Genomic DNA, 24,070 nt, shown 5'->3' with positions numbered 1-24,070 from the left:
CTTTTTCAAAAAGGCGATATTCCCTGAAGCTTTTTGAAAAAAGCTTCACCAAAAAACTTTCAGGAGTTTGCAGACTATTTCGTAGGCCGGGCTTTGAAATACTCTTTTACTGGCCGCCCCCGCGTACGCGAAAAGTCGTGGCTTCGGCAATATGTTCGGGCTGGATTTCGGCACATCCCGCAAGGTCCGCAATGGTGCGTGCGACCCGGATCAGGCGGGTGTAGCCACGGGCGGAAAAACGAAACCGCGTGGCTACCGCCTGCGCCATGTCCTGCGCGGGATCGGATAGGCGCAAGACATCCAACGCAGCCTCGGCATTTTTATGCGCACCCTGGCGTTCGGCCTGCATCCTGCGCGCGGCTTCCACCCGCAATGCGACCGTTGCCGTATTTTCTCCCGCCGGGGCGGCCATATAAGACAAGGGTTCGTAAGGCTGCATGGACACATGCAGATCGATGCGGTCCAATAGGGGACCTGACAGGCGCGCCATGTAATCTTCCCCGCAGCGGGGGGCTTTGCGGCATTCGCGCGAGGCATCGCCCAGATAACCGCAACGGCACGGGTTCATGGCGGCGATCAACTGGAAACGGGCAGGGTAGGCCACATGGGCGGCTGCGCGCGCAATACTGATGCGCCCGGTTTCAAGCGGCTGGCGCAGGGATTCCAGAGCCGCGCGCGAAAATTCCGGCAGCTCGTCCAGGAACAGCACGCCGCAATCCGCCAGGCTGATTTCCCCCGGCCTGGCGCGCGAGCCACCCCCCACCAAAGCGGGCAGGCTGGCTGAATGATGGGGATCGCGATAAGGCGGGCGGCGCAGGGGGCGGCCGTCCTTGAGCAATCCGGCCGCACTGTAGATACGCGAGACTTCCAGGCTTTCCCGCGCAGTCAGGTCCGGCAGCAAACCCACCAGCCGGGCGGAGAGCATGGACTTGCCAGCCCCCGGTGGCCCCGACAGCAGGAGCGAATGCCCCCCGGCGGCTGCGATTTCCAGCGCCCGACGCCCGGTCTCCATGCCTTTGACATCGGCCAGGTCGGGCTCTGGCCGGTCGGGTGAGGGGGGCTGCGTGGAAAAAACAGGCGGTGTGAGCACCTGCAGGCCGCTGAAATGGTTGATAAGGGCCAGTAGATCCGGTGCGGCGAGAATGGATATATCACCCCCGCACAACGCTTCCTCCCCCTGGGGGGCGGGGCAGATCAGCCCCAGATCCATCGCGGCGGCTTCCAGGGCGGCTGAAAGCACGCCGGAGACCGGGTTGATGCGCCCGTCGAGCGAGAGTTCGCCCAATGCCGCGAAACGGCTGAGTTCCTCCCCCGGCACAACCCCCATGGCTGCCAGCAAGGCAAGGGCGATGGGCAGGTCGAAATGCGACCCTTCCTTGGGCAGGTCGGCGGGGACAAGATTGACCAGAATGCGACGCACCGGCAAAGCAAGGCCGATGGAAGTCAGTGCCGCGCGCACACGTTCACGCGCTTCGGCTACCGCCTTGTCGGGAAGGCCCACGACCAGAAAGGCCGGCAGGCCGGATGAAACCTGGACCTCCACCCAGACGGGGCGCGCCTCGATCCCCGAAAAGGCAAAACTGCGAACGCGGAAATTCATCATTCCCGCGTTCACGGTCATTGGCTTACTTGCCCTTGTAGATCAGGCGTGCACGCACCGTGCCGTCGAGTTCACGCAGGGCGGTCAGCAGGCGGTCGTCCAGTTCCGTATTGCCGCCGGTATCGGCCTCGATCACCACGTAGCCGATTTCCCCATCGGTCTGGAGGAACTGCGCCGTCACGTTGCAGGCTTCACGCAGGAAGATCTCGTTCAGCTTCATCATCATGCCCGGCACATTGTGGTGGACATGCATGAAACGCGTGCCGCGCGGGCTTTGGGGCAACTGCACGCCGGGGAAGTTCACCGCCCCCAGGGTCGAACCCACGTCGGAATATTCAACCAGCTTGCGCGCGACCTCAACACCGATCCGCTCCTGCGCTTCGGCCGTGGAGCCGCCGATATGCGGGGTAAGGATGACATTGTCCAGGCCCATGATCGGCGTGGACAGCTTGTCACCCGGGCCCTTGGGTTCCTTGGGGAACACGTCTATGGCAGCCCCCAGCAGGTGCCCGCTTTTGACAGATTCGGCCAGCGCGTCCAGATCCACCACATTGCCACGGGCATTGTTGATCAGGAAGGAGCCGGGCTTCATGGCCTTGATCTGCGCAGCACCCATGAGGTTGGCGGTGGTGGGAAGCTGGGGCACATGCAGGCTGACCACGTCGCTCTGGCCCAGCAGATCTTCGAGCGTGTCGATCGGGGTGGCGTTGCCGTGGCCCAGCTTGTCCACCACATCGTAGTAGATCACGCGCATGCCGAAGGCTTCCGCCAGCACGGACAACTGCGAACCGATGGAGCCATAGCCCACGATACCCAGCGTCTTGCCGCGCACTTCCCAGCTATTGGCGGCCGACTTGTTCCATATGCCCTGGTTGCATTCCACCGAACGGGGGAAAATCCGGCGCATGAGCATGACGATCTCGCCCATGACCAGTTCGGCGACCGAACGCGTATTGCTGTAAGGCGCGTTGAAAACCGGAATACCCTCCAGCCGGGCGGTGTCCAGATCGACCTGGTTGGTCCCGATGCAGAAACAGCCGATGGCCATCAGACGATCTGCCGCGTCGATCACCTCTTTTGTCAACTGCGTTCTGGAACGGATGCCGACAATATGCACGCCTTCAAGGGCTTCGCGCAGGGCGGCCCCCTCCAGCGCGCCTTTCTGCCGCACGACATTTTCGTATCCCGAGGCTTTCAAAAGAGCGACAGCACTGTCGTGAATGCCCTCCAGCAGAAGAATACGGATCTTGTCCTTGGAAAGAGACAGGTGCGTGCTCATGCTCATATGGAATGACCGTCCTTGTTGTGCCGAAGTGCTGCCCTATCGCAAAACAGCCCAAATGAACAGAGCGCTCTTGCATGGCGGGGGTCGAACACCTGCTTTCAACGCCCTTTGGCGCTCAGGACCCTGACTGCCTCCCGGTGCAGGGCAGGGGAGCCCGCGGCCAGGACTGTCCGGTCTCCATCCACTTTCAAGGATGCGCCATCCCAGGCACTTATGACCCCGCCCGCACCTTCGATAATGGGCACCAGTGCTGCCCAGTCCCACGGGTTCATGTCACATTCGGCTATCAGGTCGATCTGCCCTATGGCCAGAAGGCCATAGGCATAGCAGTCTCCCCCCCAGGTCATGCGCCGGGCCGCCGCCTTGAGTGCTTGCCACCCGTCATGGGGGGCACGTTCCAGCATTTCGGGCGATGTGCAGGACAGTTCCGCATCCCCCAAGGCGACGGACTGCCTTGTACCGACAGCTCCCCCCAACGTGGATGAAAACCGCGTGGGCTGGCCCGCCACACCCAGCCAGCGCTCGCCCAGAACCGGCTGGTCGAGCAGGCCCAGAACCGGCCTGCCGTCCTTGAGCAGGGCGATCAGCGTGCCAAAGAGCGGGCGGCCGGTCACGAAGGCACGCGTGCCGTCAATCGGGTCCAGCAGCCATTGATAACGCGCACCAGGGTTTTCGGGGCCGAATTCCTCGCCGAATATGCCGTGATCGGGCAGCCGCTCGGCCAGGATGGCGCGCATCACCCGTTCGGCACTGCGGTCGGCCACCGTGACGGGGCTTGCATCCGTCTTGCTTTCAACCGCCACCGCGCGGCGGAACCACGGCCGCACCACACAGGACGCGGTATCGGCCATCATGGTGGCGACTTCTGCAAAAACTTCGTGTTCGCTCTGGCTCATCCGGCAGTGCTTCCAAGAACTGGGTTCGTGCGACCCGCGCTGGGGCGGGTCAGGGTTGCGGTGTCTCCCGCAGGGTCTGCAAAAAGGCTATGATATCCGCCCTTTGCCCGGCATCCGCAATACCGGGGAAGGACATGCGCGTGCCCGGTGCAAAACGATCGGGCGCGCTCAGCCAGTCCGACAGGGCCTGCGCGGTCCAGGTCGTTCCGGCATGGCGCTTCAGCGCCGGGGAATACGCATAATCCGGAGCTGACGCCACGGGACGGCCGAACACCCCGTAAAGGAGGGGGCCAACGCTATCGCCCATGCCGGGCCTGAGCGCATGGCAGCCGCCGCAGACCTGCTCCACCACGGTTTCGCCCCGGCTGGCATCAGCCTGGGCGAGCAGTTGCTGGATGGGGGCGGCATGTGACCCCGATACGCTAAAAGCCGGGCGAGGGGGGGCCGTATCGGGCAGCAGGGCCCAGGCAACACCGTAGCACCCCGCCAAAACCGCCACGCTGAGCACGATCGCAACACCCAGCCTGTTCAGGTCCATGCCGTTCATGCCCAGCGCACCTCTTTCGCCCCGTTGCGTTTGCGGGGCAGCTTTCCTAGACTGCCGCGCGCTTTTCACCCCAATGGCTATAGGCCGCGCTGTATTCCGGAGCAAGCTGATGGTGTCGCCTCTCGTTGTCATACCTGCCCGGCTTGCCTCCACCCGCCTGCCCGGCAAGCCCCTGGCCGATATCGCGGGCCTGCCCATGATCGTGCATGTGCTCAATGCCGCCCTGGCCGCTGCCATCGGCCCGGTGGTGGTGGCCGCGGCCGATCAGGCGATCTGCGATGCCGTGACGCGGGCAGGGGGCATGGCGGTGCTGACCGACCCCGACCTGCCATCCGGTTCGGACCGTGTCTGGCAGGCGGCATGCCGGATCGACCCTGCCGGCACGCATGACCTGATCGTCAACCTCCAGGGTGACCTGCCGACTTTTCGCCCGCAGGACCTGCGTGCGGTGGTCGATATCATGCGGGAGGACAGGTTCGATATCGGCACGCTGGTCGCCCCCGTGACGTCCGAGGCAGAAAAAAACGCGGCCTCCGTCGTCAAGGTCGCGTGTGATTTTTCTGGCGCGCAGGCCCACGCACCGGCACTTTATTTTTCCCGCCAGAGCATTCCGTGGGGCGATGGCCCGCTCTGGCACCATGTAGGCGTTTACGGGTGGCGCAGGGCAGCCCTTGCGCAATTTGTCGGCATGGCGCCATCTGGGCTTGAAAAACGCGAGAACCTCGAACAGTTAAGAGCGCTGGAATCTGGTATGCGTATCGGATGCACCCGCATACAGGCAGCCCCGTTCGGCGTCGATACGCCCGACGACCTGGAACGGGCGCGCAGCATACTCGGAGCAGCGAATAGATGACACAACAGGTTATAGCCTTTCAGGGCACGCCGGGCGCCTATTCGGATCTGGCCTGCCGCGACGCCTGCCCGGGATGGAAAACCCTGCCGTGCCGGAGCTTTGCCGAAGCGATCGATGCCGTGCATGACGGTCGGGCGGACCTGGCCATGCTGGCATGCGAGAACAGCCTGGCCGGGCGCGTGCCCGATATCCACACATTGCTGCCCGCGGCGGGCCTGCATATCGTGGGGGAACACTTCCAGCGCGTGGAACACTGCCTGCTGGTGGTACCCGGCACGCGCATGGACCAGGTCAAGCGCGTGCATACCCACCCCGTCGCCATGGAGCAGATTCGCAAGCTCATCGCCACGTATCACCTGACCCCCGTGACGGAATTCGATACGGCGGGTGCGGCCGAACTGGTCGCCCTGTGGAACATGCCCGAGGAAGCGGCCGTGGCATCCTCCCTCGCGGCCGAACTGTACGGGCTGGAAATCCTCAAGCGCAATGTGGAGGATGCCAGCCATAATACGACGCGCTTCTATATTGCCTCCCGCACGCCCCAGCGCCCCCCGGCCGAAAGCCCGCATGTGATGACGACGCTGATCTTCAGCGTGGGCAATGTGCCGGGCTCGCTCTACAAGGTGCTGGGCGGTTTCGCCACGAACGGCGTGAACATGACGCGGCTTGAAAGCTACATGTCCGGCGAGACCTTTGCCGCCACCCGCTTCCTGATGGATGTGGAAGGCCACCCCGAGGACAAGCGGCTTGGCAAGGCCCTGGCCGAACTTGAATTTTTTGCCGAAAGTGCCAAAATTCTAGGTGTTTACAAACAATCGCCCTTTCGCCACCACATGCCTCACAAAGGGCAGGACACGCAGCGTTCCACGCCAGCGAACGCCATATCAGGATAAGCCACTGCCCATGTCTGACACTTTTTTTTCCGGCTCCATTACCGCCCTCATTACCCCCATGAACCGCGATGGCAGCCTGGATTACGCAGCATTTGAAAAATTCGTCGACTGGCAGATCGCCCAGGGCACGTCCGCCCTGTGCGCGGTGGGCACCACGGGCGAAAGCCCGACGCTAAGCCACGCCGAACACCACGGCGTTGTCGAACGCACGATCAAGGTCGCGGGCGGGCGCGTGCCGGTTATTGCCGGGGCCGGTTCGAACAGCACGGCCGAAGCGACCGACCTGGCCCTGCATGCCCAAAAAGCAGGGGCGGCAGCCGTGCTGGTGGTGGCGCCCTATTACAACAAGCCGACGCAGGAAGGGCTTTACCGCCATTTCATGGCGATTGCCGATGCGATCACCATTCCGGTCATTCTCTATAACATTCCCGGCCGCTCGGTGGTGGATATCAGTGTTGAAACCATGGCCCGCCTAGCGCGGCATGGGAACATCACAGGGGTAAAGGACGCCACGGCCAACCTGCTGCGACCCCTGCAAGTGCGCCAGGCGGTGGAAAAGCCCTTCAACCAGCTATCGGGCGAAGATGGCACCGCCGTCGCGTTCCTGGCCTCGGGCGGGGATGGCTGTATCAGCGTCACATCCAACGTCGCCCCGGCCTTGTGTGCGGCTGTGCAAAAAGCGTGGAAGGAAGGGCGCGTGGCCGATGCCATGGCCCTGCAGGACCGGCTTTTGCCCCTGCACGATGCCCTGTTCTGCGAAAGCAGCCCCGGCCCGGTCAAATACGCCGCCAGCCTGCTGGGCCTGACGGGTGAGACCTGCCGCCTGCCGCTGGCCCCCATGAGCGAACCCGCGCGTGAGAAAGTGCGCGCAGCGCTGGTCGCTGTCGGGCTGCTTGACTGATTATGGCACAAAAACCGGGTAAATCCGCCAAAAGTCCAATGATTTCGCACGGCATGGTGGCGCAGAATCGCAAGGCGCGATTCAACTATGCCATTCAGGAAACGGTCGAGGCCGGGCTGGTGCTCAAGGGGCCCGAGGTCAAAAGCCTGCGACTGGGGCGCGCTACCATCAGCGAAGCCTTCGCGGGAGAGCGCGATGGCGAGTTATGGCTTTTCAACAGCTATATCCCCGAATATCAGGGCGGCGTTCTTTCCCGCTTTGATTCGCGCGCCCCGCGTAAACTGCTGATGCACCGTAAACAGGTCAGCAAATACATGGGGGCGATCGCCAAGCAGGGGGCAACGCTTGTGCCGCTGGATATTCATTTCAACGATCGTGGCGTGGCCAAGGTCACTCTGGGCCTGGGTGTCGGCAAGAAAAACATCGACAAGCGGCAGACCGTGGCCGACCGCGACTGGCAGCGCGACAAAGCCCGCCTGATCCGCAACAAGGGGAAGGGGGACTACTGAACGGCTCTTTCCCCTGCCGCCATCAGCAAGACCACAAGATATTGGATAAAAAAAAGCCCCGGACCGAGCCGGGGCTTTTTCTTTCTAGATAGACCGACCGATCAGGACGATGTCACTTCAGCCGCTTCCGGACCTTTCTGGCCCTGCACGACCTTGACATTCACACCCTGGCCTTCGCTCAGGCTGTTCAGGCCGGAACGCTCCAGTGCGGATGCGTGGATGAAGATGTCCTTGCCGCCACCTTCAGGCGTGATGAAGCCAAAGCCCTTGACCGCGTTGTACCACTTGACGGTACCACGGGTATCTTCCGCGCTGCTCAGATCGGGGGCAGGGCGTGCGGGGCGCGCACCAAAACCGGGACGACCGCCGGGGGCAGCACTACGCGGGCGTTCGGGCTGGGCAGTGCTTTCATCGACGGAGATGACTTCGGCAACCTGGCGCCCCTTCGGACCCTGACCGATACGCACAACCAGGGTCGCACCCGGGTTCACACCCTGGACACCAGCCTGGGACAGCGCATTGGCGTGCAGGAAGACGTCGCCCGAACCATCAGCCAGTTCAACGAAGCCGAAGCCCTTTTCGCTGTTGAACCACTTGACGGTCGCACCAACTTCCGGACCGGAAGCCACGACCTGCGGACCGCCGGCCGATGGCCGACGCGGAGCGAAGCCCCCACGATCCCCGAAGGAGGGACGTTCGCCAAAGGAAGGCATCGGCATGTAATCGTCATCAAATCCGCCGCGGCGAGGTGATCTGGGGCTGCGGTCGGTCCTGTTACTTTTCAACGGTCTTGATCCTGGAGTGCGGAGAAGGCAGACGCTTCTCGGAATATTGAAAAATGGGCAGATCGCCGGAACAGGTTGACAGGTTCACCTGACTTGAACAAAAACCCACCGATCCCAGTCCTGGAATACTGCGATATACCCGCTGTTTTCGTAGCACAGCAAGCAGCGGGCCGCTACAGAAAAGCACGTAATCGCACATGGGTTCACCTATCTTTTCCGATCCTCACATTTTTGTGACTATCCGTGCACGCCCATCTCCCATGACATCGCACCCATTCAGCCCCATCCGGGGAAACGGGGTTCCGCGCCGTGGCGCAATCCTTTACAAAGATGCCCAATGCAAGACTGCCTGTCCTGAAGGCCATAGGAGAAGCCCGTGTCTGCCGACACCAAACCATTGCCCTGCGTCAGACGCATTACCCTGGCTTCCCTTATGCTGGCCGGTGGCGCCCTGCTTGCCCCCCACAGGGCCAATGCCACCCCCGCCGCGGATAACCAGGGCACATGGACCATCCAGGGTGAAAACGACGCGGCTTCCACGCTCAAGGGCACGTCGGACCAGTATTACACCAGTGGCGAGCGCATAAACTGGACATCGGGCACCGATACGCTGCCCACGCCGATTGCGGCCATCAGCAAGGCGATCTGGGGTGCGGGCGTGCAGCGAATCAGCATTGGCGTGCAGCAGTTGATCTTCACGCCGCGCAATACGCAGGTTTCAAGCCCGTGGGGTCCGGGGCAGCAGCAGAGCAGCCAGTTGCGCGACCGCCCTTACGCCAGCCTGCTTCTGGGGTCGGTCAACCTGATTACCGATACGGACACTACCCGCAGCGTGTTCGGGATCGAATTCGGGGTGATGGGTTCGGCAGGGCTGGGGCAGAAAGTGCAGAACGGCTTTCATAACCTGATCGGCGACACGCCCAACCAGGGCTGGTCCCACCAGTTGCAGAACCAGCCCATCTTCCAGGTGCAGGGCGGGCGAATCTGGCGCATGCCGCTGGGCCAGATCGGCGGGGTCGAATTCGATACGCTGCCTTCGGGCTCCGCCGCCATCGGCGATTACCAGATTTACGGCCGAATCGGTGACATGATCCGCATAGGGCAGGGGCTGAATGCCGATTTCGGCATTCCCACGATCCAGGCAGCCGGAACGGACGGGACCGACGCCTACAAGGCGCAGCGGCCGTTCGCGTGGTACGTGTTCGGCGGGGTGGAGGGCGAGGCCGTCGCCTACGATGCCTCGCTCGAAGGCAACACCATGCGGTCGAACTCCCTGCACGTCATCAAGAAATGGGATGTGGGTGAAATTCACGCGGGCCTGGCCTTCATGTTCTGCGGGCTGCGCGTTTCCTACAGCCAGGTCTGGCAGACGCAGCAGTTCAACGGGGCAAAATCGGGCCTGTTCAACTATGGCTCCGTCATGGTTTCCGCTAAATTCTGATCTTTAATGCCTACAAAATAGGCATAAGCATAAAAACTGGTCACAAATTAGCATATTTGCGCCCTATTTTGTGGTTTTTGCGTCACTACCCTTAAGAGGTGCTTTATTTTGAGGCGTTGCTCCCCTGTTTGGAGTGGCGCGAGGCCTGCCCCCTCTCTAAGCTTTAAACCAGAGAGATCGATTGAGGTTTCGAGGGGAACGCAGAACTTATGTTGTACGATTCTGAAACATCGGGTGCCTGCAACATTATTCCATTCCAGATGGAAATTCTCTCCCGCCATCGCGACTACCTGTCTCGGTGGGTCGAGGCGGGCATGCCGATGGGCGTAAGCGACGCGGATATTTTCCCCGCCGAGCAGAAGCAGGCTGGCGTATCTTCTGGCTATGTCCTGGTCTGGGTGCGTGAAACGCCCGACCCCGCCTACAAGGTGTATTCCCGCGGCAATCGCTGGGTGGTCATGGATGCGATCCGTGACACAGCATTGGGCAATTTCAACTCGTTCTCCGACGCCCTGCACATGATCCGCCCGGTTCTGCCCCGCGAACAGAATATCGTGGCTGCCTGAGGCTTCATTTTTCCCACCTTGTGGCCTCTCTCTTTTTGAACCGCCTTTGCCAGGTTCCTGGGAAGGCGGTTTTTTATTCAGTGCCCTGCACCCCATGCCAGGATGCCGGTATCTTCAATTAAGGGATTGCCTAGAGCGTTTCTCCTGCTGCAAGGACAGGGCAGACTTCTTCCGCCTGACCCGACCGCGCAAAGGACCGCATGATGAACACCCTTACCCTCGCCTATCCAGACTCTACCGTTCACGAGGCGACAGCGGCGGCCATCATCCGTGTTCTCGAAGCCAATGATGTCGAGCCCGAAATTGTCACCGGCCCCAAGGACGCGCTTGCAGCCCTTTTGCGCAAGAACGAAATCGACCTTTACGTGGCGGCCTGGCTCCCGGATGAGGATGCCGACCTGCTGACCCCGGGCGTCACCCCGCTGGGCGATCTGTTCCAGCCCGGCGCGTGCTGCTGCATTTCGGCCGAAGACACGCCCTTGTCCTCGATTGCCGACGTTGTTCGGGCCGGGCCGGAACTCTCCCGCACCATCGTGACGCCGCAATCGCTTGAAGCGGCCATGCAGAAGGTTCTTGAAACCTACGGCCTTGCGGCGGCGGGCTTTACGCTCAAGGTCCTGCCGGATGAGGAAGCCCTGGCCGAACTCAACGCCGCCCTCACACGCAAGGATCTGGTGCTGATGCCGCTGATCCAGCCGTGTTTTCTGTTTCATCAGGGCGGATTTCGCATCCTCTCTGACCCGCAAGGGGCGTTCGGGCCGGAACAGCATGCCCGCATGCTGCTGCGCCCTGGGCTGGAAACGGAGCTTGAGCAGGATCTTCTCGACGAACTGGACGAGTTGATGCTGAGCGTGAAGATCATCAGCGCCATGGATTACGCCATGCGTGTGGATGGCATGACCGCCGATGAAGCCGCCGAAGCCTGGCAGCGCGGCAGGCTTATTCCCCGCTGAGGGACGGCTGTTCATGGAAGAGCATGACCGCGCGGATAACCGCGATACAAGCCTTGCCGCCCAGTATGAGGCCTATCCCTATCCCGAACGCGACCCGCAGGACGAGACACGGCGCCTGCTGATCGGCAGCCCCAGTCATTTGCGCGAAATCGACTACTGGATTTTCGGCGCGCAAAGACCTGCCAGCCAGTCTTTGCGCGCCCTTGTGGCGGGTTGCGGCACGGGTGATGGCGCGATCATGCTGGCGACCCATCTTGCCCGTGCGCAGCGTCCGGGCGAGGTGATCTGCCTTGACCGCTCGAAAGCGGCACTGGACATCGCCCGGGCCCGCGCGCAAGCCCGGCAGTTATCCAACATCCACTTCGTGCAGGGTTCGCTGACAGCGCTTGCAACCCTCGATCTGGGGCTTTTCGACTATATTGACTGCTGCGGCGTGCTGCACCATCTGCCCGACCCGCTGGCGACACTTACCGAACTGACCCGATCTCTCGCACCGGGTGGGGGCATGGGGTTGATGGTCTATGCGCCTTACGGGCGCACCGGTGTCTATATGGTGCAGGACGCGCTGGCCAGGCTTGCCCCCATTGACCAACCGCCCGAAGCGCGGCTGGATATTGCGCGACGCGTCATGCGGACATTGCCCGCCACGGCATGGCTGAGACAGAACGGCAATTTCGGGGATCATCTCTCGGGCGGGGATGCGGGATTGTACGACCTGCTGCTCAACCCGCGCGACCGCAGCTATACGATTGCGGCTTTCCTGGAGCTTATGGACAAGGCCGGGCTGGAATCCACCTGCCTGATGGAACCCGCGCGGTATGACCCGGCTCTGTTCCTGCCCGATCCCCGTCTGCGCAGCCGCGTGGCGGAGCTTCCTGCCCAGGTTCAGGCGAGCATAGCAGAGGAACTGGCGGGCAATATGGCAACCCATGTCGCCTATGCCGTGCGCAAGGGATGCAAGCCAGCCCGCCCTGACCCGATGGATTTCAACGCCGTGCCGGTCATGCGCGAAATACCCGGCGCCGAACTGGCCCGGCAGATGCGCCCTGACAACACGCTGGCTTTTTCCTTTGGCACGCTGGTGGTTCCCATCGTATTGCCGCCGCAGGCGCGGGGCATTCTGCCGCTGATCGATGGTGAACGGAATGTGGGGCAACTGGCCGAAATTCTGGCCACCCGCGGGGTGGGGGAGACCAAGTTCCGTCAGGTCTGGCATGAAAGCTTTGACATGCTCGAACGCCTGAACCGTGTTCTACTGCGCCCACCGCCATGACCCCAGCCGCAGGAAACCCGCCCGCGCCACAAGACCCGCTTGACCCTGGCCGTCCTGCCCGGGCCGAACCGGCGCAAAGCGGGCCTGCGCCAGGTCCCGTCCGGCCCATCATCATTTTTGGCGCGGCCTTGCGCCCTGACGGCACGCCTACACAGGGCTTGCGCAATCGGGTTGGCAGTGCGGTGGCCATTGGCCGCACCCTGGACAACGCGCTTTACATACCAACCGGCGGCGTGCCCCGCGCAGGCGTGACCGAGGCCGAGGTCATGCAAAAGCTGCTGCGCCAGGCGGGCGTTCCCGACCGCGCCATTCTGCCTGAACCCACGGCGGGGGATACGCTGGCCTCGGTCAAGATATGCTGCGCGTTGCTCAACGCCTTTGCGCCGCCCCCGGCTGGGCCGATCCTTGTCGCGACAAGCCCGTTTCACCAGCCGCGCTGCCTGCTGCTCATGCGGCTGGCAGGCTGGCCGGCAAGGGCCGTGCCATTCACGGCCTCGGCCCAAACCCGGACCAGCGTCACAAAACGCCTGTGGCGCGTGCTGCATGAACTGGTCGCAACCCCGTGGGATGCGCTGCTTATCCTGGCATGGCGTATTGTGCAGCGCTAAGACGCACCTTATTCTTCCGCCCACTTTTATAGACCCCAGACCACAGGCCCTGTCGGCCGAATGTCCCATGCCTGCCGGGCAGGGTATCTTTCAGCCGCAGCATATCGTCCCGGGCAACTGCCGGACCTGTCGCGTGGGTCACATTGGAAACAGTGAGACATTATGACCGTTTACGCTTTTGTTTTTCCCGGCCAGGGCAGCCAGTCCGTGGGCATGGGGCAGGACCTTGCCCAGGCTTTTCCCGCAGCACGCGCCGTTTTTGAAGAGGTGGACGAAGCCCTGGGGGAACATCTTTCAAAAATCATTTTTGAAGGCCCCATGGATACGTTGACCAGCACGGAAAACGCCCAGCCCGCCCTTATGGCCATGTCCATGGCCGTGCTGGCCGTGCTCGAACAGGATGGCGGGCTGGATCTGGCCAGCAAGGCCACGTTGCTCGCTGGTCATTCCCTGGGCGAATACACCGCCCTTGCCGCAGGGCGCGCACTGGGAATCGCCCAGGCAGCCAAGCTGCTGCGCCTGCGCGGCCAGGCCATGCAAAAGGCCGTTCCGGCGGGGGAAGGCGGCATGGCCGCACTGATCGGCGCCACCCTGGCCCAGGCGGAAGAAATCTGCCAGCAGGTCGGGAAGACGGGACGGGTCGAGATCGCCAATGACAATGGCGGCGGCCAGATCGTGCTGTCAGGGGCCATGGCCGGAATCGACGCAGCCATCGCCCTGGCCAAGGAAATGAAAATCAAGCGCGCGGTCAAACTGCCGGTTTCTGCACCTTTTCATTCCTCGCTGATGAAACCCGCCGAAGATGTGATGGCAGAAGCCCTGGCCGATGCCGATATCGCCGCCCCCATCGTGCCGGTCATCGCCAACGTGACGGCCGCGCGCGAGACCGATGCGGATACGATTCGGCGCAACCTCGTGCAGCAGGTGACCGGCCGCGTGCGCTGGCATGAAAGTGTCAGCGCCATGGTGGGCATGGGGATTGATACCTTTGTGGAAATCGGGGCAGGCAAGGTGCTGTCCGGCCTGGTCCGGCGGATCGACCCCGAAGTATCCGCCCTTTCGATCGGCACCCCCGCCGACATCGATGCCTTTTTGAAATCTCTTTAAAAAACAGCAGGTTCAGCAAAATATGTTCAGACTCGAAGGAAAAACGGCCCTGGTCACGGGGGCATCGGGCGGTATCGGCAGCGCCATAGCCCAGGTGCTGCACGCCCAGGGTGCCAAGGTTGTCCTGTCCGGCACGCGGGAATCGGTTATCGCGCAGCAGGCCGAAGCACTGGGGCAGGGCAGGGCGTTTTCTGTCGCCGCCAACCTGGGCGAGCCCAGCGCTGCGGAGTCCCTGCTGGCCAGGGCGGAGGAAGAAGCGGGCAGCCCGGTGGACATCCTGGTCAACAATGCCGGGCTGACGCGCGACATGCTGGCCCTGCGCATGAAGGACGAAGACTGGAGCCAGGTGCTGGACGTGGACCTGGCGGCCCCTTTCCGCCTGTGCCGGGCTGCGCTCAAGGGCATGCTGCGCCGCCGTGCGGGCCGTATCGTCAACATTGCCTCCATCATCGCGGCAACCGGCAATGCGGGGCAGGCCAATTACGCCGCCGCCAAGGCGGGCATGATCGGCATGAGCAAGTCCCTTGCCCAGGAAGCGGGGTCACGCGGGGTGACTGTCAATGTGGTCGCACCCGGCTTTATCGTCACCCCCATGACGGACGTGCTTCCCGACGCGCAGAAGGAAAAACTGCTGGGCAGCATTCCGCTGGGCCGCCTTGGCAAGCCCGAGGATATCGCCTCGGCCGTTCTCTACCTGGCGTCCGACGAAGCCGCCTGGGTGACCGGTGCGACATTGCACGTCAATGGCGGCATGGCCATGATCTGAACCCGCATCGTCAGAAGCGGCTTGCACCCCCATAAGGGGAGGTGCAAAACATTTCGAGATGTGGCAGACAGACAACGCAAGCTCCATCACGCCGGGCCGACCCAGGATATATCTGTCGGGTTTACCTTGGCGAGACGAAGGAAAACGTGCTAAGCGCCCGCAACTCCTGCTGCGTTGCAGAAAACGGGGAACAGGGTTTCCCTGTTTCTGCAACAGGTGGGACTGTGGCGGATCAAGCACCTGAACACCCTGCCGCGGCGCGGTCAGGCATATGGGATACAAGGACAGATGAGCGAAATCGCTGATAAGGTTAAGAAGATCGTGGTCGAGCATCTCGGCGTCGAGGAAAGCAAGGTCACACCCGAAGCGTCGTTCATTGACGACCTGGGCGCTGACAGCCTTGATACCGTCGAGCTGGTGATGGCGTTTGAAGAAGCCTTCAATGTCGAAATCCCTGAAGACGCGGCGGAAAAAATCACCACGGTGAAAGACGCCATCGATTATATCGAGAAGCAGAAAGCCGCCTGAACACAGGTTTCTGCGGATAGTAATGGAAGGTCCCTCGGAATACTGGGGGACCAATGGCGTGTCGAACAGGGAGCGGGCTGGTTTGTTGCTGTCGGCCGGAGCGAATTCGGGACGGAGACGCGTTGTCGTCACCGGCATGGGCATCGTCGGGCCTCTCGGCCTGGGTGTTGAGAACGTGTGGTCACGTCTGATTGCGGGAGAAAGCGGGATTGGCAAAATCACGCAGTTCGACCCAAGCGACCTGCCCGCGCATGTAGCTGGTGAAGTGCCGGAAGGCCCCACCGCAGAGGGAAAACTGACTCTTTCAGAGTGGGTACCCGTCAAAGACCAGCGCAAGATGGACCGCTTCATCCATATGGGGCTGGTCGCCGCCACCGAGGCGGTCGAGGATTCCGGCTGGAAACCTCAGACCGAGGAAGATAAATGCCGAACCGGTGTCATGATCGGGTCGGGCATTGGCGGGCTGCAGACCATCTACGATGCGTCCATCACGGTGCATGAAGGGCGGGCACGGCGACTTTCTCCGTTCTTTATCCCGTCCGCCCTGATCAATCTGGTGTCAGGGCATGTTTCCATCAAATACGGTTTCCAGGGCCCCAACCACTCGGTGGTGACAGCCTGCGCGACCGGTGTGCACGCCATTGGCGATGCCGCGCGCATCATCATGTTCGGCGATGCCGATGTCATGGTGGCAGGCGGGGCGGAAGCCACCGTGTGTCCGCTGGGCATTGCGGGCTTCTGCTCGGCCAGAGCACTCTCGACCGGGTTCAATGACAACCCGCAGGCCGCGTCCCGCCCCTGGGACAAGGACCGTGACGGTTTTGTCATGGGTGAGGGTGCCGGTGTTGTCGTGCTTGAGGAATACGAGCACGCCAAGGCCCGTGGCGCCAAGATCTATGGCGAAATCATCGGCTACGGCATGTCGGGCGACGCCTATCACATCACCGCTCCAGCGGAAGGCCATTATGGCGCCTACCGTGCCATGCGCGCGGCGCTGCAAAGTGCGGGCCTGACACCGGCGGATATCAACTATGTCAACGCCCATGGCACATCCACCATGGCCGATGACCTGGAACTGGAAGCGGTCGAACGTCTTTTTGGCGACGATGCGAGCAAGCTGGCCATGTCGTCCACCAAGTCCGCCACGGGGCATCTACTCGGTGCGGCCGGTGCGGTCGAGGCCATTTTCTCGATCCTTGCCATTCGGGACAATGTGGCCCCGCCCACGCTCAACCTGGACAGCCCGTCGCGCGAAAGCGTGATCGATCGTGTGGCGCATACGGCGCAGCAGCGCCAGATCGACGTCGCACTTTCCAACAGCTTCGGTTTTGGCGGCACCAATGCCAGCCTGATCGTGCGTGGCGTCTAAACGTCAAAGCCGGACGCCACGGCCGCCAGCCAAGCAGGGGAAATTCTTTCTTCTTAAATGGCTGGCGGGCCTGTTCAGCCTGTGCCTGCTTGGCCTTGCTGCCATCAGCGCACTGGCCTGGCACGATTATACCCGGCCCGGGCCACTGGCTGCGGGCCAGGATATCGTGATCCATCGCGGCGGTTACGCTGCAACCCTTGCCACATTGCAGGATACGGGTGTTCTGCCCACCGGTGCGTGGACAGGCAGGCTTTTTCAGCTTTCCATCGCCCTGACGCGTGGGGAAGGGCAGATCCATGCTGCCGAACTCCATTTCCCGGCCCAGGTTTCCATGCGCGAAACCCTGTGGATCTTGCGGCATGGCAAACCGGTGCTGCACCGTCTGACCATCCCCGAGGGGCTGAGTGCCTTTGACATCACGGCCCTTATCCAGAGCGCACCTTTTCTGACAGCCGCGGTCTCTTCCCCCGCGGAAGGAAGCGTGCTGCCCGAAACCTACACCTATCTACGCGACGAACCGCGGCCCGAATTGCTGGCGCGCATGCAGTCCAACATGGCCCATACCCTGGTCAGCATCTGGCGCGAACGCGATTCCAGCCTGCCCCTGCAAGGCCCGGAGGACCTGCTGGTTCTGGCATCGCTGGTGGAAAAGGAAACAGCCGTGCCCGCCGAACGCCCACTGGTGGCGCGGGTGCTACTGAACCGGCTGCAAAAGGGAATGAAGCTCCAGACAGATCCGACTGTCATTTACGCCCTGACCCAGGGCAGGCCGCTGGGTCGCACCCTGACGCATGCGGACCTGCAAACACCCAGCCCGTATAATACCTACATGAATACCGGCCTGCCGCCCGGGCCGATCTGCTCGCCCGGACTGGCCGCGCTGGAGGCCGCAGCCCACCCGGCCCAGAGTGACGCGCTGTATTTTGTCGCCAATGGCACTGGCGGGCATAATTTTGCCGCCACACTGAGCGAGCACAACAGGAATGTCTCGCTGTTCCGGACCCAGCATTCCGGCCAGTAACTGCTGGCGTTATGCCGCTATGGCAGTCACCCACAACGCTCTGGCGCGAATTTCAGCATGAGAAACGGAAATTTCGGGCCGGGTCAGGCAGACAGGCATGAAACCCTGACAGTGGGCATCGGGGCCAGCCAGGCTGAAAAACCCCGACGCAATACCTGCCAGCCCCTGTCGCTATACCCTATGTCCAAGATACCCTGTGTCCAAGTTTTTCAGCGACTTACCGGACCCAGATTTTCCTGCTGGATGCCGCCACTCGGCGCGGTAGCGCCCACGCCATCCCCCGTGGCGTCCCCGGGATAGGCGGTGTGGGGGGTTGTCTGGGGGGCGTAGCGCGGTACGCTCTGCTGCGTGGTGGCCGGGGCCGCCTTGGCGTAACGCATCAGCACCCGGCGCAGCGGATCGGCATCGGGGTTGTTCACGCGCATGCTCACGACAATATCTTCAGGCCCGACGGACTGCTTGTAATAATCGCGGTTGACGTCGCTATTGACCGTAAGCTTGCTTCCCCCCAGCGAAACGCCGGCAAACACCCCCTGCGATTTCTGGGCGATGAGAATATCCGTATTCCGGGCTCCCGCCGTGCCGCTGGCCGTGGCCGAACTCATATTGGCGAAAGACGCGCCGGCATTGGAATCGAACTGGAACTGGCTGTCCAGCAGGGCCTGCAAGCCGCGATCGGTCATGACGAAAAAGATGATCTGCGAACTCTGCACCCCAAACTGTATGCCCATGGAGGCGGAACTCAGCTTGTAAAAAGCGGGATCGGACCACGAACCGCGGGCATCGCGCGCAAGCAGCACGCAATCGCCGTGCGAGCCGCCAAAGCCGATCGATACCCGAAACATCGACGGGCACACCATGACCGCCCGCGCGCTGGAGAGATTACCCGTAAGGTTGCTCTGCTGGCTGCTGGTGCTGAAAATGTCTTCGACACTCAGTGTGGCCTTGTCGACAATGGACTGCGCGCTGTCCGCCGCATAGGCGCACACCGGGGCCTCGGCACTCAGTGCTGCTGTCACCACCAGGGCGGAAACAGCGGACAGACGAAGAATGGAATGCATGGCCGGTTTTTCTCCACGGTAAGCTGGCAGGGCCGTTTAGCCTGGGTAAGAAAGCATGGTTTTATGGCGGCACAAAGGCCATTGGGCCCTGCGCGCACCTCGGGCAATTCAGGTCAGGGCAATACCCACCGCGCGCGACAGGGTGGGGGCGATATGCGGATTGGCCGCCAGAATGGTGGCACCTCCCGTCAGCCCGCCATCGCGCAGAAACGGCGATACACAGGCCCCCGCTTCAGCCAGGAGGGGAAGGGCGGCTGCGACATCCCACAGGTTGATGACGATTTCAACATACCCGTCCAGCCGACCGCTGGCGACATCCGCCAGAGCAAGGGCACCGCATCCGCCTGAGCGCGGCATGGCCCCCAGTTCCATGATGGCGTCCATCTTTTCCATGAAAACGGGTTTGGGAACACGCCCGCTCCACCCCATTTCGATCATCGCACGGGTGGGGTCCGCGATGGGGGATGCATGAATGGGCTTGCCGTTCAAGAACGCGCCAACACCGCGCAGGGCAGTATAGACCTCGCCCAGGGCCGGGGCCTCGATCACGCCACCTATGGGTTCATCACCATCGAGCAGGCCGAGCGAGACACACCAGCGGCTGCGCCCCCGCGCATAGTTGGACGTGCCATCGATCGGGTCCACAACCCAGCGCAGGCTGCCTGTGCGCGTCATGCCGCCTTCCTCGCCCTGGAATCCGTCATCGGGGAACATTGCCTGCATCCGGCTGGCAATGAACGTCTCCACCGCGCCATCCGTTTCCGTCAGCCAGTCCTGGGCGGATTTAAGCTGCGCCTGCGGCCCACCCGGCGGCGGTCGCATGGCCATGGCCATGCGTGCGGCGTCATGCACAACGGCTTTGGCCGCTTCCAGGCGACATTCAAGGGCGGGGCTGGATTTAGACATGCAACACGGGCTCCGGTTCTGCTCTGATCGGGCCCATCATAGACGCAAAATACCCCGACAGGCGATGCCACGACCGAGCAATTCGGGCCCAAGACGCGCTGACCACACAGATTGATGCAATACCCGAAGGAACGATAAAGACCGCGCCTTAACCCAATCGCGCCACCCAGTGGTTTTGTCCCGTATCTCTGCCCCGAACCCCGCGGCACCCGTCCCGCAGCATGGGCGGTCCATGGCCACGCTGTTTCAGCGATAAAACTCTTTTGGCCAGCGGCGGTGCAGCCACAGCCAGCTTTGCGGATACTGCCTGATCCAGCCTTCCAGCCGGTCATTGACCATCTGCACGAGGGCCTGCGTATCCTGCTGGCGGTCGCCCGTATCGGGCAGGCTGAGCGGGGGTTCCACCACGACCCGCAGCCGCGCGGGCCCAAGCCGCACCACATAGCCCGGAATAACAGGGCAGCGGTAGCGCAGCGCCATGGCGGCAAGGGCAGGGGCCGTCATGGCGGGCATGCCGAAGAACGACGCCTCGATCCCGTCATTCATCTTCTGGTCCACCAGCATGCCCAGCCGCCCACCCCGCGCGACATAGGCCAGGGCTTCGCGCGCGCCGCGTGCTCCCTTGGCGAACAGGGGCATTGGCTCATCCCCCATGGCCCGATCGCGCAGGGAGCGGATCATGGTGTCGATCAGCGGGTTGGCCGCCGCCCGGTAGAAGGATGCAAAAGGCACGCCATGCCGCGCGACGGCAGGGGGCAGCATTTCCCAGTTTCCGATATGGCCGGACATGAACAGCACGGAACCGCCGCGTTCGGCCTGGGCGTGCAGGTATTCGGCCCCCACCACCTCGAACCCCGGGCCCGAGGGCGTATTTTCGCGCAGGCTGGCAATATGGGGCAATTCGCCAATGGTGCGGCCAAGATTTTCCCACACCCCGCGCATGATCCGCTGCCGCGCGGCCGCGTCCAGTTCGGGCATGGCCAGCGTCAGGTTACGGATGGCCACGCGCGATACGGGCAGGAGCGGCCCGACCATGCGACAGACCCACCCCGCCAGGGACGATGCATGATCCGGCCGCAGGCTGCCCAGAAGGCGGAGCAGCAGCCAGGCCAGTGCCGCCTCCATTCTCTGCGCGACTTGGCGCAACGTGCCGTTCATGGACTTTTGGCCGCCATGGTCGCGGGAGCATGTGCGGTGAAACGTTCGAACAGTGTGGAGATGATCCATTCCGCGTCGGCCGGATGTTCCCACACCAGATCGACGCCAATTTCCACGACATGACACCTGAAGGCGGGCGGCAGGCGCACCGCGTCCTTGGGGGTGGTGACCAGGCAGGCTTGCTCTGCCCGGGCGATGTTCGAGAGATGGCGCATATCCCGGCTCTTATAAAAATAATGATCGGGATAGGCGAGTGCGCGCGCAAGACGAATGCCTGCGGCCCGTACTCCTTCAAAAAATTTTTCGGGCCTGCCCAGGCCGGCAAAGGCGACACAGGCCCGGCCGTGCAGGGCCGCGACATCGGCTGACTGCACCAGCCCGGCCCTGAAAACCGGAAGGCCGTATTCCGCAAGCCCGGCGCAGACCCCCGTTCGATCCGGCCCGATCACCAGCACGGCACTGGCGCGGGCAAATGCTTCTGCCGGGCGTTCGCGCAGGGGGCCTGCGGGCAGGACATGGCCGTTCGCAAGCCCCACCGATCCATCGACCACCAGCAGGGAAAATGTCTTGTTCAGCCCGGGGTTTTGAAAACCGTCATCCATCAGCAGGCAATCCGCCCCCGCCGCCACCGCGGCCCGCGCGGTCTGCACGCGATCAGCCCCCACCCATACAGGACAGATGCCGGCCAGCAGGACAGGTTCATCCCCCACGTCGCGCGCGGTATGGCGTGCGGGATCGACCCGGGTGCCGGGGGCGGCCCGCCCGCCATAGCCGCGTGTCAGCACATGGGGGTGCTTACCCTGGCGGATCAGCCGTGTTGCAAGATCCATGATGACCGTGGTCTTGCCCGTGCCACCCGTGGTCAGATTGCCGCAGCACAGCACCGGCACGGGGACGCTCCACCCTTGCCGCCGCTGGCGATGGCGGGCGAGGTACGCCACCACCCCCTCAAACGGGGAAAGCAGCCACGGCCATAACCGTGCCTTAGGGTCGGACCAGAACGCGGGGGGACGACGTTTTAACATAATGCGAGAATCTGCTCGGCCAGCCGGTCGGGCAAATCCTGGTCCGCCGTGGCAAGCGCGTAGGCAGTATCGGCCAGGCGCTCGCATTCGGCAGGCTGCGTCAATACGCTCCGCAGCCAGTCCGCCAGGGCCTGCGCCCCGTCCACCACGCATAGGCCGGGAGCCAGCCGGGCAAAGGCTTCTTCAAAATTCCCTGTCAGCGGGCCGGTGGCGATTGCGCAATGCAGGCGCGCGGGCTCGTACGGGTTATGCCCGCCCCCCTTGCAGCCGGGCAGGCTGTTGCCGATGAAAACGCAAGGGGCGAGACGGAAGAACAGCCCCAACTCGCCCAGCGTATCGCAGACCCATACCGCATCCCCGGGCCCCGGCACCTGGCCCAATGCACGGCGTGGAGCCTGCCCCGCCATTGCCGCGACCACTGCCCCGCGTTCGGGGTGGCGGGGGACGATGATCGTCAGCAGGTCAGGGCTGTCGCGCCGGGCCAGTTCGGCAGCACGGATAATCTGTTCTTCTTCCCCTGCGTGGGTGGATGCCGCCAGAAAGACGGGCCGCGCGCCAATTACGCCGCGCACGCGCTGCAATTGCGCATCGTCCACCGGCAGGGGATAGGCGGCGGCTTTCAGATCCCCGCAGGGAAGCTGCTTTTTCGCCCCCAGCACGCGCAGGCGTTCACCGTCCTGCCCGGACCGGGCACAGACCCAGGCAAAGCGTTCGAGCATCCTGCGGGCCACCTTGGGCATGCGCCGCCACTGCGCGAACGTGCGGTCGGATACGCGGCCATTGACCAGCACCACCGGAATCAGACCTGCGTGGCATAGGCCGAGCATGTTGGGCCACAACTCGCTTTCTGCGAACACGACGACCTGGGGTTTCCAATGTGCGAGAAAACGCCGCCCCCAGCGGGGCACGTCCAGCGGCATGAACTGATGGGCCACGCGCGGATGGCGCAGGCGCTGCTCCAGCATGGCGGCAGCCGTGACCGTGCCGGTCGTAACCAGGACAGCCAGGTCCGGCGCCCTGTTCAGGCAGGCATGGACAAGCGGGAGAATGGTGACCAGTTCGCCCACGCTGGCGGCGTGAAACCACGCGACATCCCCGTGCGGCCGAGCCAGCGAGGGGAAACCCATTTTCTCACGCACCCGCTCTGCCCGTTCCTTGCCGCGTGTCTGCCGCCAGCGCAGAAAAAACGGCAACACAGGCGCCAGAACTGTCGCCATACCGTGCCACAGACCCGACGGGCGCACGTCAAGCGGTTTGACGAAACAGGTCTCCCGCATGAATCCCTGGGTTAAGGCCCGGGTTTGCGGTGCATCCGGCCGGGCGCAAATCGCCATGACCTGTTCCAGCGCGTCTTCAAGTTCGTGTATCTGCCCGGCGGTGCTGCGGGTATCCTGCTTGCCGTGCCCAAAAAACAGGGGCGCCCCGCATATCAGCACCCCACGCCCGAAGGGCAGGGGCACCACCATCCTGTCCCACGACCTGGTACGCAGGCAAACGCTGGCCGCCCCAATGGGAATGACCGGCTTGCCCGCCAGCCGCGCAAGGGCCAGCACCCCTTGCTGCGCCTTGCGGCGGGGGCCGCGCGGGCCGTCCGGGGTGATGACCATATGGTCGCCCCGTTGCAGGCTTGCGCGCATCTGGCGCAGCGCGGCGGCACCGCCCTTGTTCTTGCCCCTGGTATCGGAAGACCCGGCAATGGAGGAAATCCGCCACGGTGCGATCAGATCGGCGATCAGCCGCCCATCGGCGTTCCGGCTTATCAGCACCCGCAGCCTGAGTTCGGGGTTCTGCGGTTCCGCCCACCACCACAGAACGGAGGTCAGGGGCAGCACCTCGTGCCATAGTGCGATAATGGCGGTCCGCCCGTCCTCCCTTTTCACGTAAGGCAGGGCGTCAGGATCGATCAGGAAGGTCCAGCGCGTGGTCCTAAGCGCGAAGCCCAGATAGCCACGCAGAACCCCCAGTGCGCAGGACCGCAGCCCGGAGCGCACAAGAGCGGACACGTCACGCATGGGGCTC

The 24,070-nt window shown here is 63.1% G+C and carries 24 protein-coding genes; 14 read left to right on the top strand and 10 right to left on the bottom strand.

Features of this window, described 5'->3' with window-relative positions; all coding sequences use genetic code 11:
* Window positions 1-106 precede the first annotated feature (106 nt).
* The 4 genes from J2D77_RS03275 to J2D77_RS03260 form a co-directional block, all read right to left on the bottom strand.
* The gene (locus J2D77_RS03275; protein WP_207844824.1) at window positions 107-1,621 is read right to left on the bottom strand and encodes a YifB family Mg chelatase-like AAA ATPase; all 1,515 of its coding nucleotides are present in this window, start codon (window positions 1,619-1,621) and stop codon (window positions 107-109) included.
* 4 nt (window positions 1,622-1,625) lie between these two features.
* Window positions 1,626-2,885, bottom strand: coding sequence for a phosphoglycerate dehydrogenase (serA, locus tag J2D77_RS03270; protein ID WP_207844823.1), 1,260 nt, complete (start codon window positions 2,883-2,885; stop codon window positions 1,626-1,628).
* A 98-nt stretch (window positions 2,886-2,983) separates the two neighbouring features.
* Window positions 2,984-3,781 carry an inositol monophosphatase family protein gene (locus J2D77_RS03265; protein WP_207844822.1) on the bottom strand — a complete coding sequence of 266 codons (798 nt, stop codon included), beginning with the start codon at window positions 3,779-3,781 and terminating at the stop codon, window positions 2,984-2,986.
* Window positions 3,782-3,830: 49 nt separating this feature from the next.
* Window positions 3,831-4,328 carry a c-type cytochrome gene (locus J2D77_RS03260; RefSeq protein WP_207844821.1) on the bottom strand — a complete coding sequence of 166 codons (498 nt, stop codon included), beginning with the start codon at window positions 4,326-4,328 and terminating at the stop codon, window positions 3,831-3,833.
* 109 nt (window positions 4,329-4,437) lie between these two features.
* On the opposite strand from J2D77_RS03260, the gene J2D77_RS03255 reads away from it, so the two are divergent.
* From J2D77_RS03255 to smpB, 4 genes are read left to right on the top strand one after another with little or no spacing between them, the layout of a single operon-like run.
* Complete coding sequence (locus tag J2D77_RS03255; protein ID WP_207844820.1) at window positions 4,438-5,181, top strand: 3-deoxy-manno-octulosonate cytidylyltransferase; 744 nt, start codon at window positions 4,438-4,440, stop codon at window positions 5,179-5,181.
* Complete coding sequence (locus J2D77_RS03250; protein ID WP_207844819.1) at window positions 5,178-6,074, top strand: prephenate dehydratase; 897 nt, start codon at window positions 5,178-5,180, stop codon at window positions 6,072-6,074. Before J2D77_RS03255 ends, J2D77_RS03250 begins: the two co-directional genes overlap by 4 nt.
* A 10-nt stretch (window positions 6,075-6,084) precedes the next feature.
* Window positions 6,085-6,975, top strand: a complete 891-nt coding sequence (dapA, locus tag J2D77_RS03245) for a 4-hydroxy-tetrahydrodipicolinate synthase (protein ID WP_207844818.1) — start codon at window positions 6,085-6,087, stop codon at window positions 6,973-6,975.
* A 2-nt stretch (window positions 6,976-6,977) separates the two neighbouring features.
* Window positions 6,978-7,484: an SsrA-binding protein SmpB gene (gene smpB, locus J2D77_RS03240; protein ID WP_207844817.1), complete on the top strand. Its 507-nt coding sequence runs from the start codon at window positions 6,978-6,980 to the stop codon at window positions 7,482-7,484.
* A 101-nt stretch (window positions 7,485-7,585) separates the two neighbouring features.
* On the opposite strand, the gene J2D77_RS17480 is transcribed toward smpB, so the two are convergent.
* The gene (locus J2D77_RS17480) at window positions 7,586-8,269 is read right to left on the bottom strand and encodes a cold-shock protein (protein WP_207844816.1); all 684 of its coding nucleotides are present in this window, start codon (window positions 8,267-8,269) and stop codon (window positions 7,586-7,588) included.
* Between the two features lie 433 nt (window positions 8,270-8,702).
* Here J2D77_RS17480 and J2D77_RS03230 point away from each other — a divergent pair, with 433 nt between their 5' ends.
* The 10 genes from J2D77_RS03230 to mltG all read left to right on the top strand — a co-directional run bounded on the left by J2D77_RS03230 (window position 8,703) and on the right by mltG (window position 17,901).
* Window positions 8,703-9,710, top strand: coding sequence for a lipid A deacylase LpxR family protein (locus J2D77_RS03230; RefSeq protein WP_207845016.1), 1,008 nt, complete (start codon window positions 8,703-8,705; stop codon window positions 9,708-9,710).
* Between the two features lie 209 nt (window positions 9,711-9,919).
* Window positions 9,920-10,276 carry a hypothetical protein gene (locus J2D77_RS03225; protein ID WP_207844815.1) on the top strand — a complete coding sequence of 119 codons (357 nt, stop codon included), beginning with the start codon at window positions 9,920-9,922 and terminating at the stop codon, window positions 10,274-10,276.
* A gap of 200 nt (window positions 10,277-10,476) precedes the next feature.
* On the top strand, window positions 10,477-11,229 hold the full coding sequence (locus tag J2D77_RS03220) for a glycine betaine ABC transporter substrate-binding protein (RefSeq protein WP_230975422.1): 753 nt from the start codon (window positions 10,477-10,479) through the stop codon (window positions 11,227-11,229).
* Window positions 11,230-11,242: 13 nt separating this feature from the next.
* Window positions 11,243-12,502, top strand: coding sequence for a class I SAM-dependent methyltransferase (locus J2D77_RS03215; protein ID WP_230975421.1), 1,260 nt, complete (start codon window positions 11,243-11,245; stop codon window positions 12,500-12,502).
* Window positions 12,499-13,110 carry a YdcF family protein gene (locus J2D77_RS03210; protein WP_207844813.1) on the top strand — a complete coding sequence of 204 codons (612 nt, stop codon included), beginning with the start codon at window positions 12,499-12,501 and terminating at the stop codon, window positions 13,108-13,110. Before J2D77_RS03215 ends, J2D77_RS03210 begins: the two co-directional genes overlap by 4 nt.
* A 162-nt stretch (window positions 13,111-13,272) precedes the next feature.
* Window positions 13,273-14,217 carry an ACP S-malonyltransferase gene (gene fabD / locus J2D77_RS03205; protein ID WP_207844812.1) on the top strand — a complete coding sequence of 315 codons (945 nt, stop codon included), beginning with the start codon at window positions 13,273-13,275 and terminating at the stop codon, window positions 14,215-14,217.
* Window positions 14,218-14,239: 22 nt separating this feature from the next.
* Complete coding sequence (gene fabG / locus J2D77_RS03200) at window positions 14,240-14,983, top strand: 3-oxoacyl-[acyl-carrier-protein] reductase (protein ID WP_207844811.1); 744 nt, start codon at window positions 14,240-14,242, stop codon at window positions 14,981-14,983.
* Between the two features lie 288 nt (window positions 14,984-15,271).
* Entirely contained in the window at window positions 15,272-15,511 is a 240-nt protein-coding gene (locus tag J2D77_RS03195) for an acyl carrier protein (protein WP_025825175.1), read from the top strand.
* Between the two features lie 58 nt (window positions 15,512-15,569).
* The gene (gene fabF, locus J2D77_RS03190; protein WP_207844810.1) at window positions 15,570-16,880 is read left to right on the top strand and encodes a beta-ketoacyl-ACP synthase II; all 1,311 of its coding nucleotides are present in this window, start codon (window positions 15,570-15,572) and stop codon (window positions 16,878-16,880) included.
* Entirely contained in the window at window positions 16,870-17,901 is a 1,032-nt protein-coding gene (mltG, locus tag J2D77_RS03185; protein ID WP_207844809.1) for an endolytic transglycosylase MltG, read from the top strand. Before fabF ends, mltG begins: the two co-directional genes overlap by 11 nt.
* Before the next feature lie 209 nt (window positions 17,902-18,110).
* On the opposite strand, the gene J2D77_RS03180 is transcribed toward mltG, so the two are convergent.
* From J2D77_RS03180 to J2D77_RS03160, 5 genes are all read right to left on the bottom strand, one after another.
* Entirely contained in the window at window positions 18,111-18,962 is an 852-nt protein-coding gene (locus J2D77_RS03180) for a lipid-binding SYLF domain-containing protein (protein ID WP_207844808.1), read from the bottom strand.
* 108 nt (window positions 18,963-19,070) lie between these two features.
* Window positions 19,071-19,868 (bottom strand): inositol monophosphatase family protein, encoded by a 798-nt coding sequence (locus tag J2D77_RS03175; protein WP_207844807.1) that lies wholly within the window; start codon window positions 19,866-19,868, stop codon window positions 19,071-19,073.
* Between the two features lie 246 nt (window positions 19,869-20,114).
* Window positions 20,115-21,026, bottom strand: a complete 912-nt coding sequence (locus J2D77_RS03170) for a lysophospholipid acyltransferase family protein (protein ID WP_230975420.1) — start codon at window positions 21,024-21,026, stop codon at window positions 20,115-20,117.
* A complete protein-coding gene (lpxK, locus tag J2D77_RS03165) occupies window positions 21,023-22,051 on the bottom strand; it encodes a tetraacyldisaccharide 4'-kinase (RefSeq protein ID WP_207844806.1) in 1,029 nt (342 codons plus the stop codon). The genes J2D77_RS03170 and lpxK overlap by 4 nt, the downstream gene beginning before the upstream one ends.
* Complete coding sequence (locus tag J2D77_RS03160; protein ID WP_207844805.1) at window positions 22,045-24,063, bottom strand: glycosyltransferase N-terminal domain-containing protein; 2,019 nt, start codon at window positions 24,061-24,063, stop codon at window positions 22,045-22,047. The genes lpxK and J2D77_RS03160 overlap by 7 nt, the downstream gene beginning before the upstream one ends.
* Window positions 24,064-24,070: the final 7 nt, after the last annotated feature.

This window comes from Acetobacter garciniae (assembly GCF_017377735.1).
Taxonomy (GTDB): Bacteria; Pseudomonadota; Alphaproteobacteria; order Acetobacterales; family Acetobacteraceae; genus Acetobacter; species Acetobacter garciniae.
Note: the sequence above shows the minus strand (reverse complement) of the source record. Positions and strands in the feature narration are given on the sequence as shown.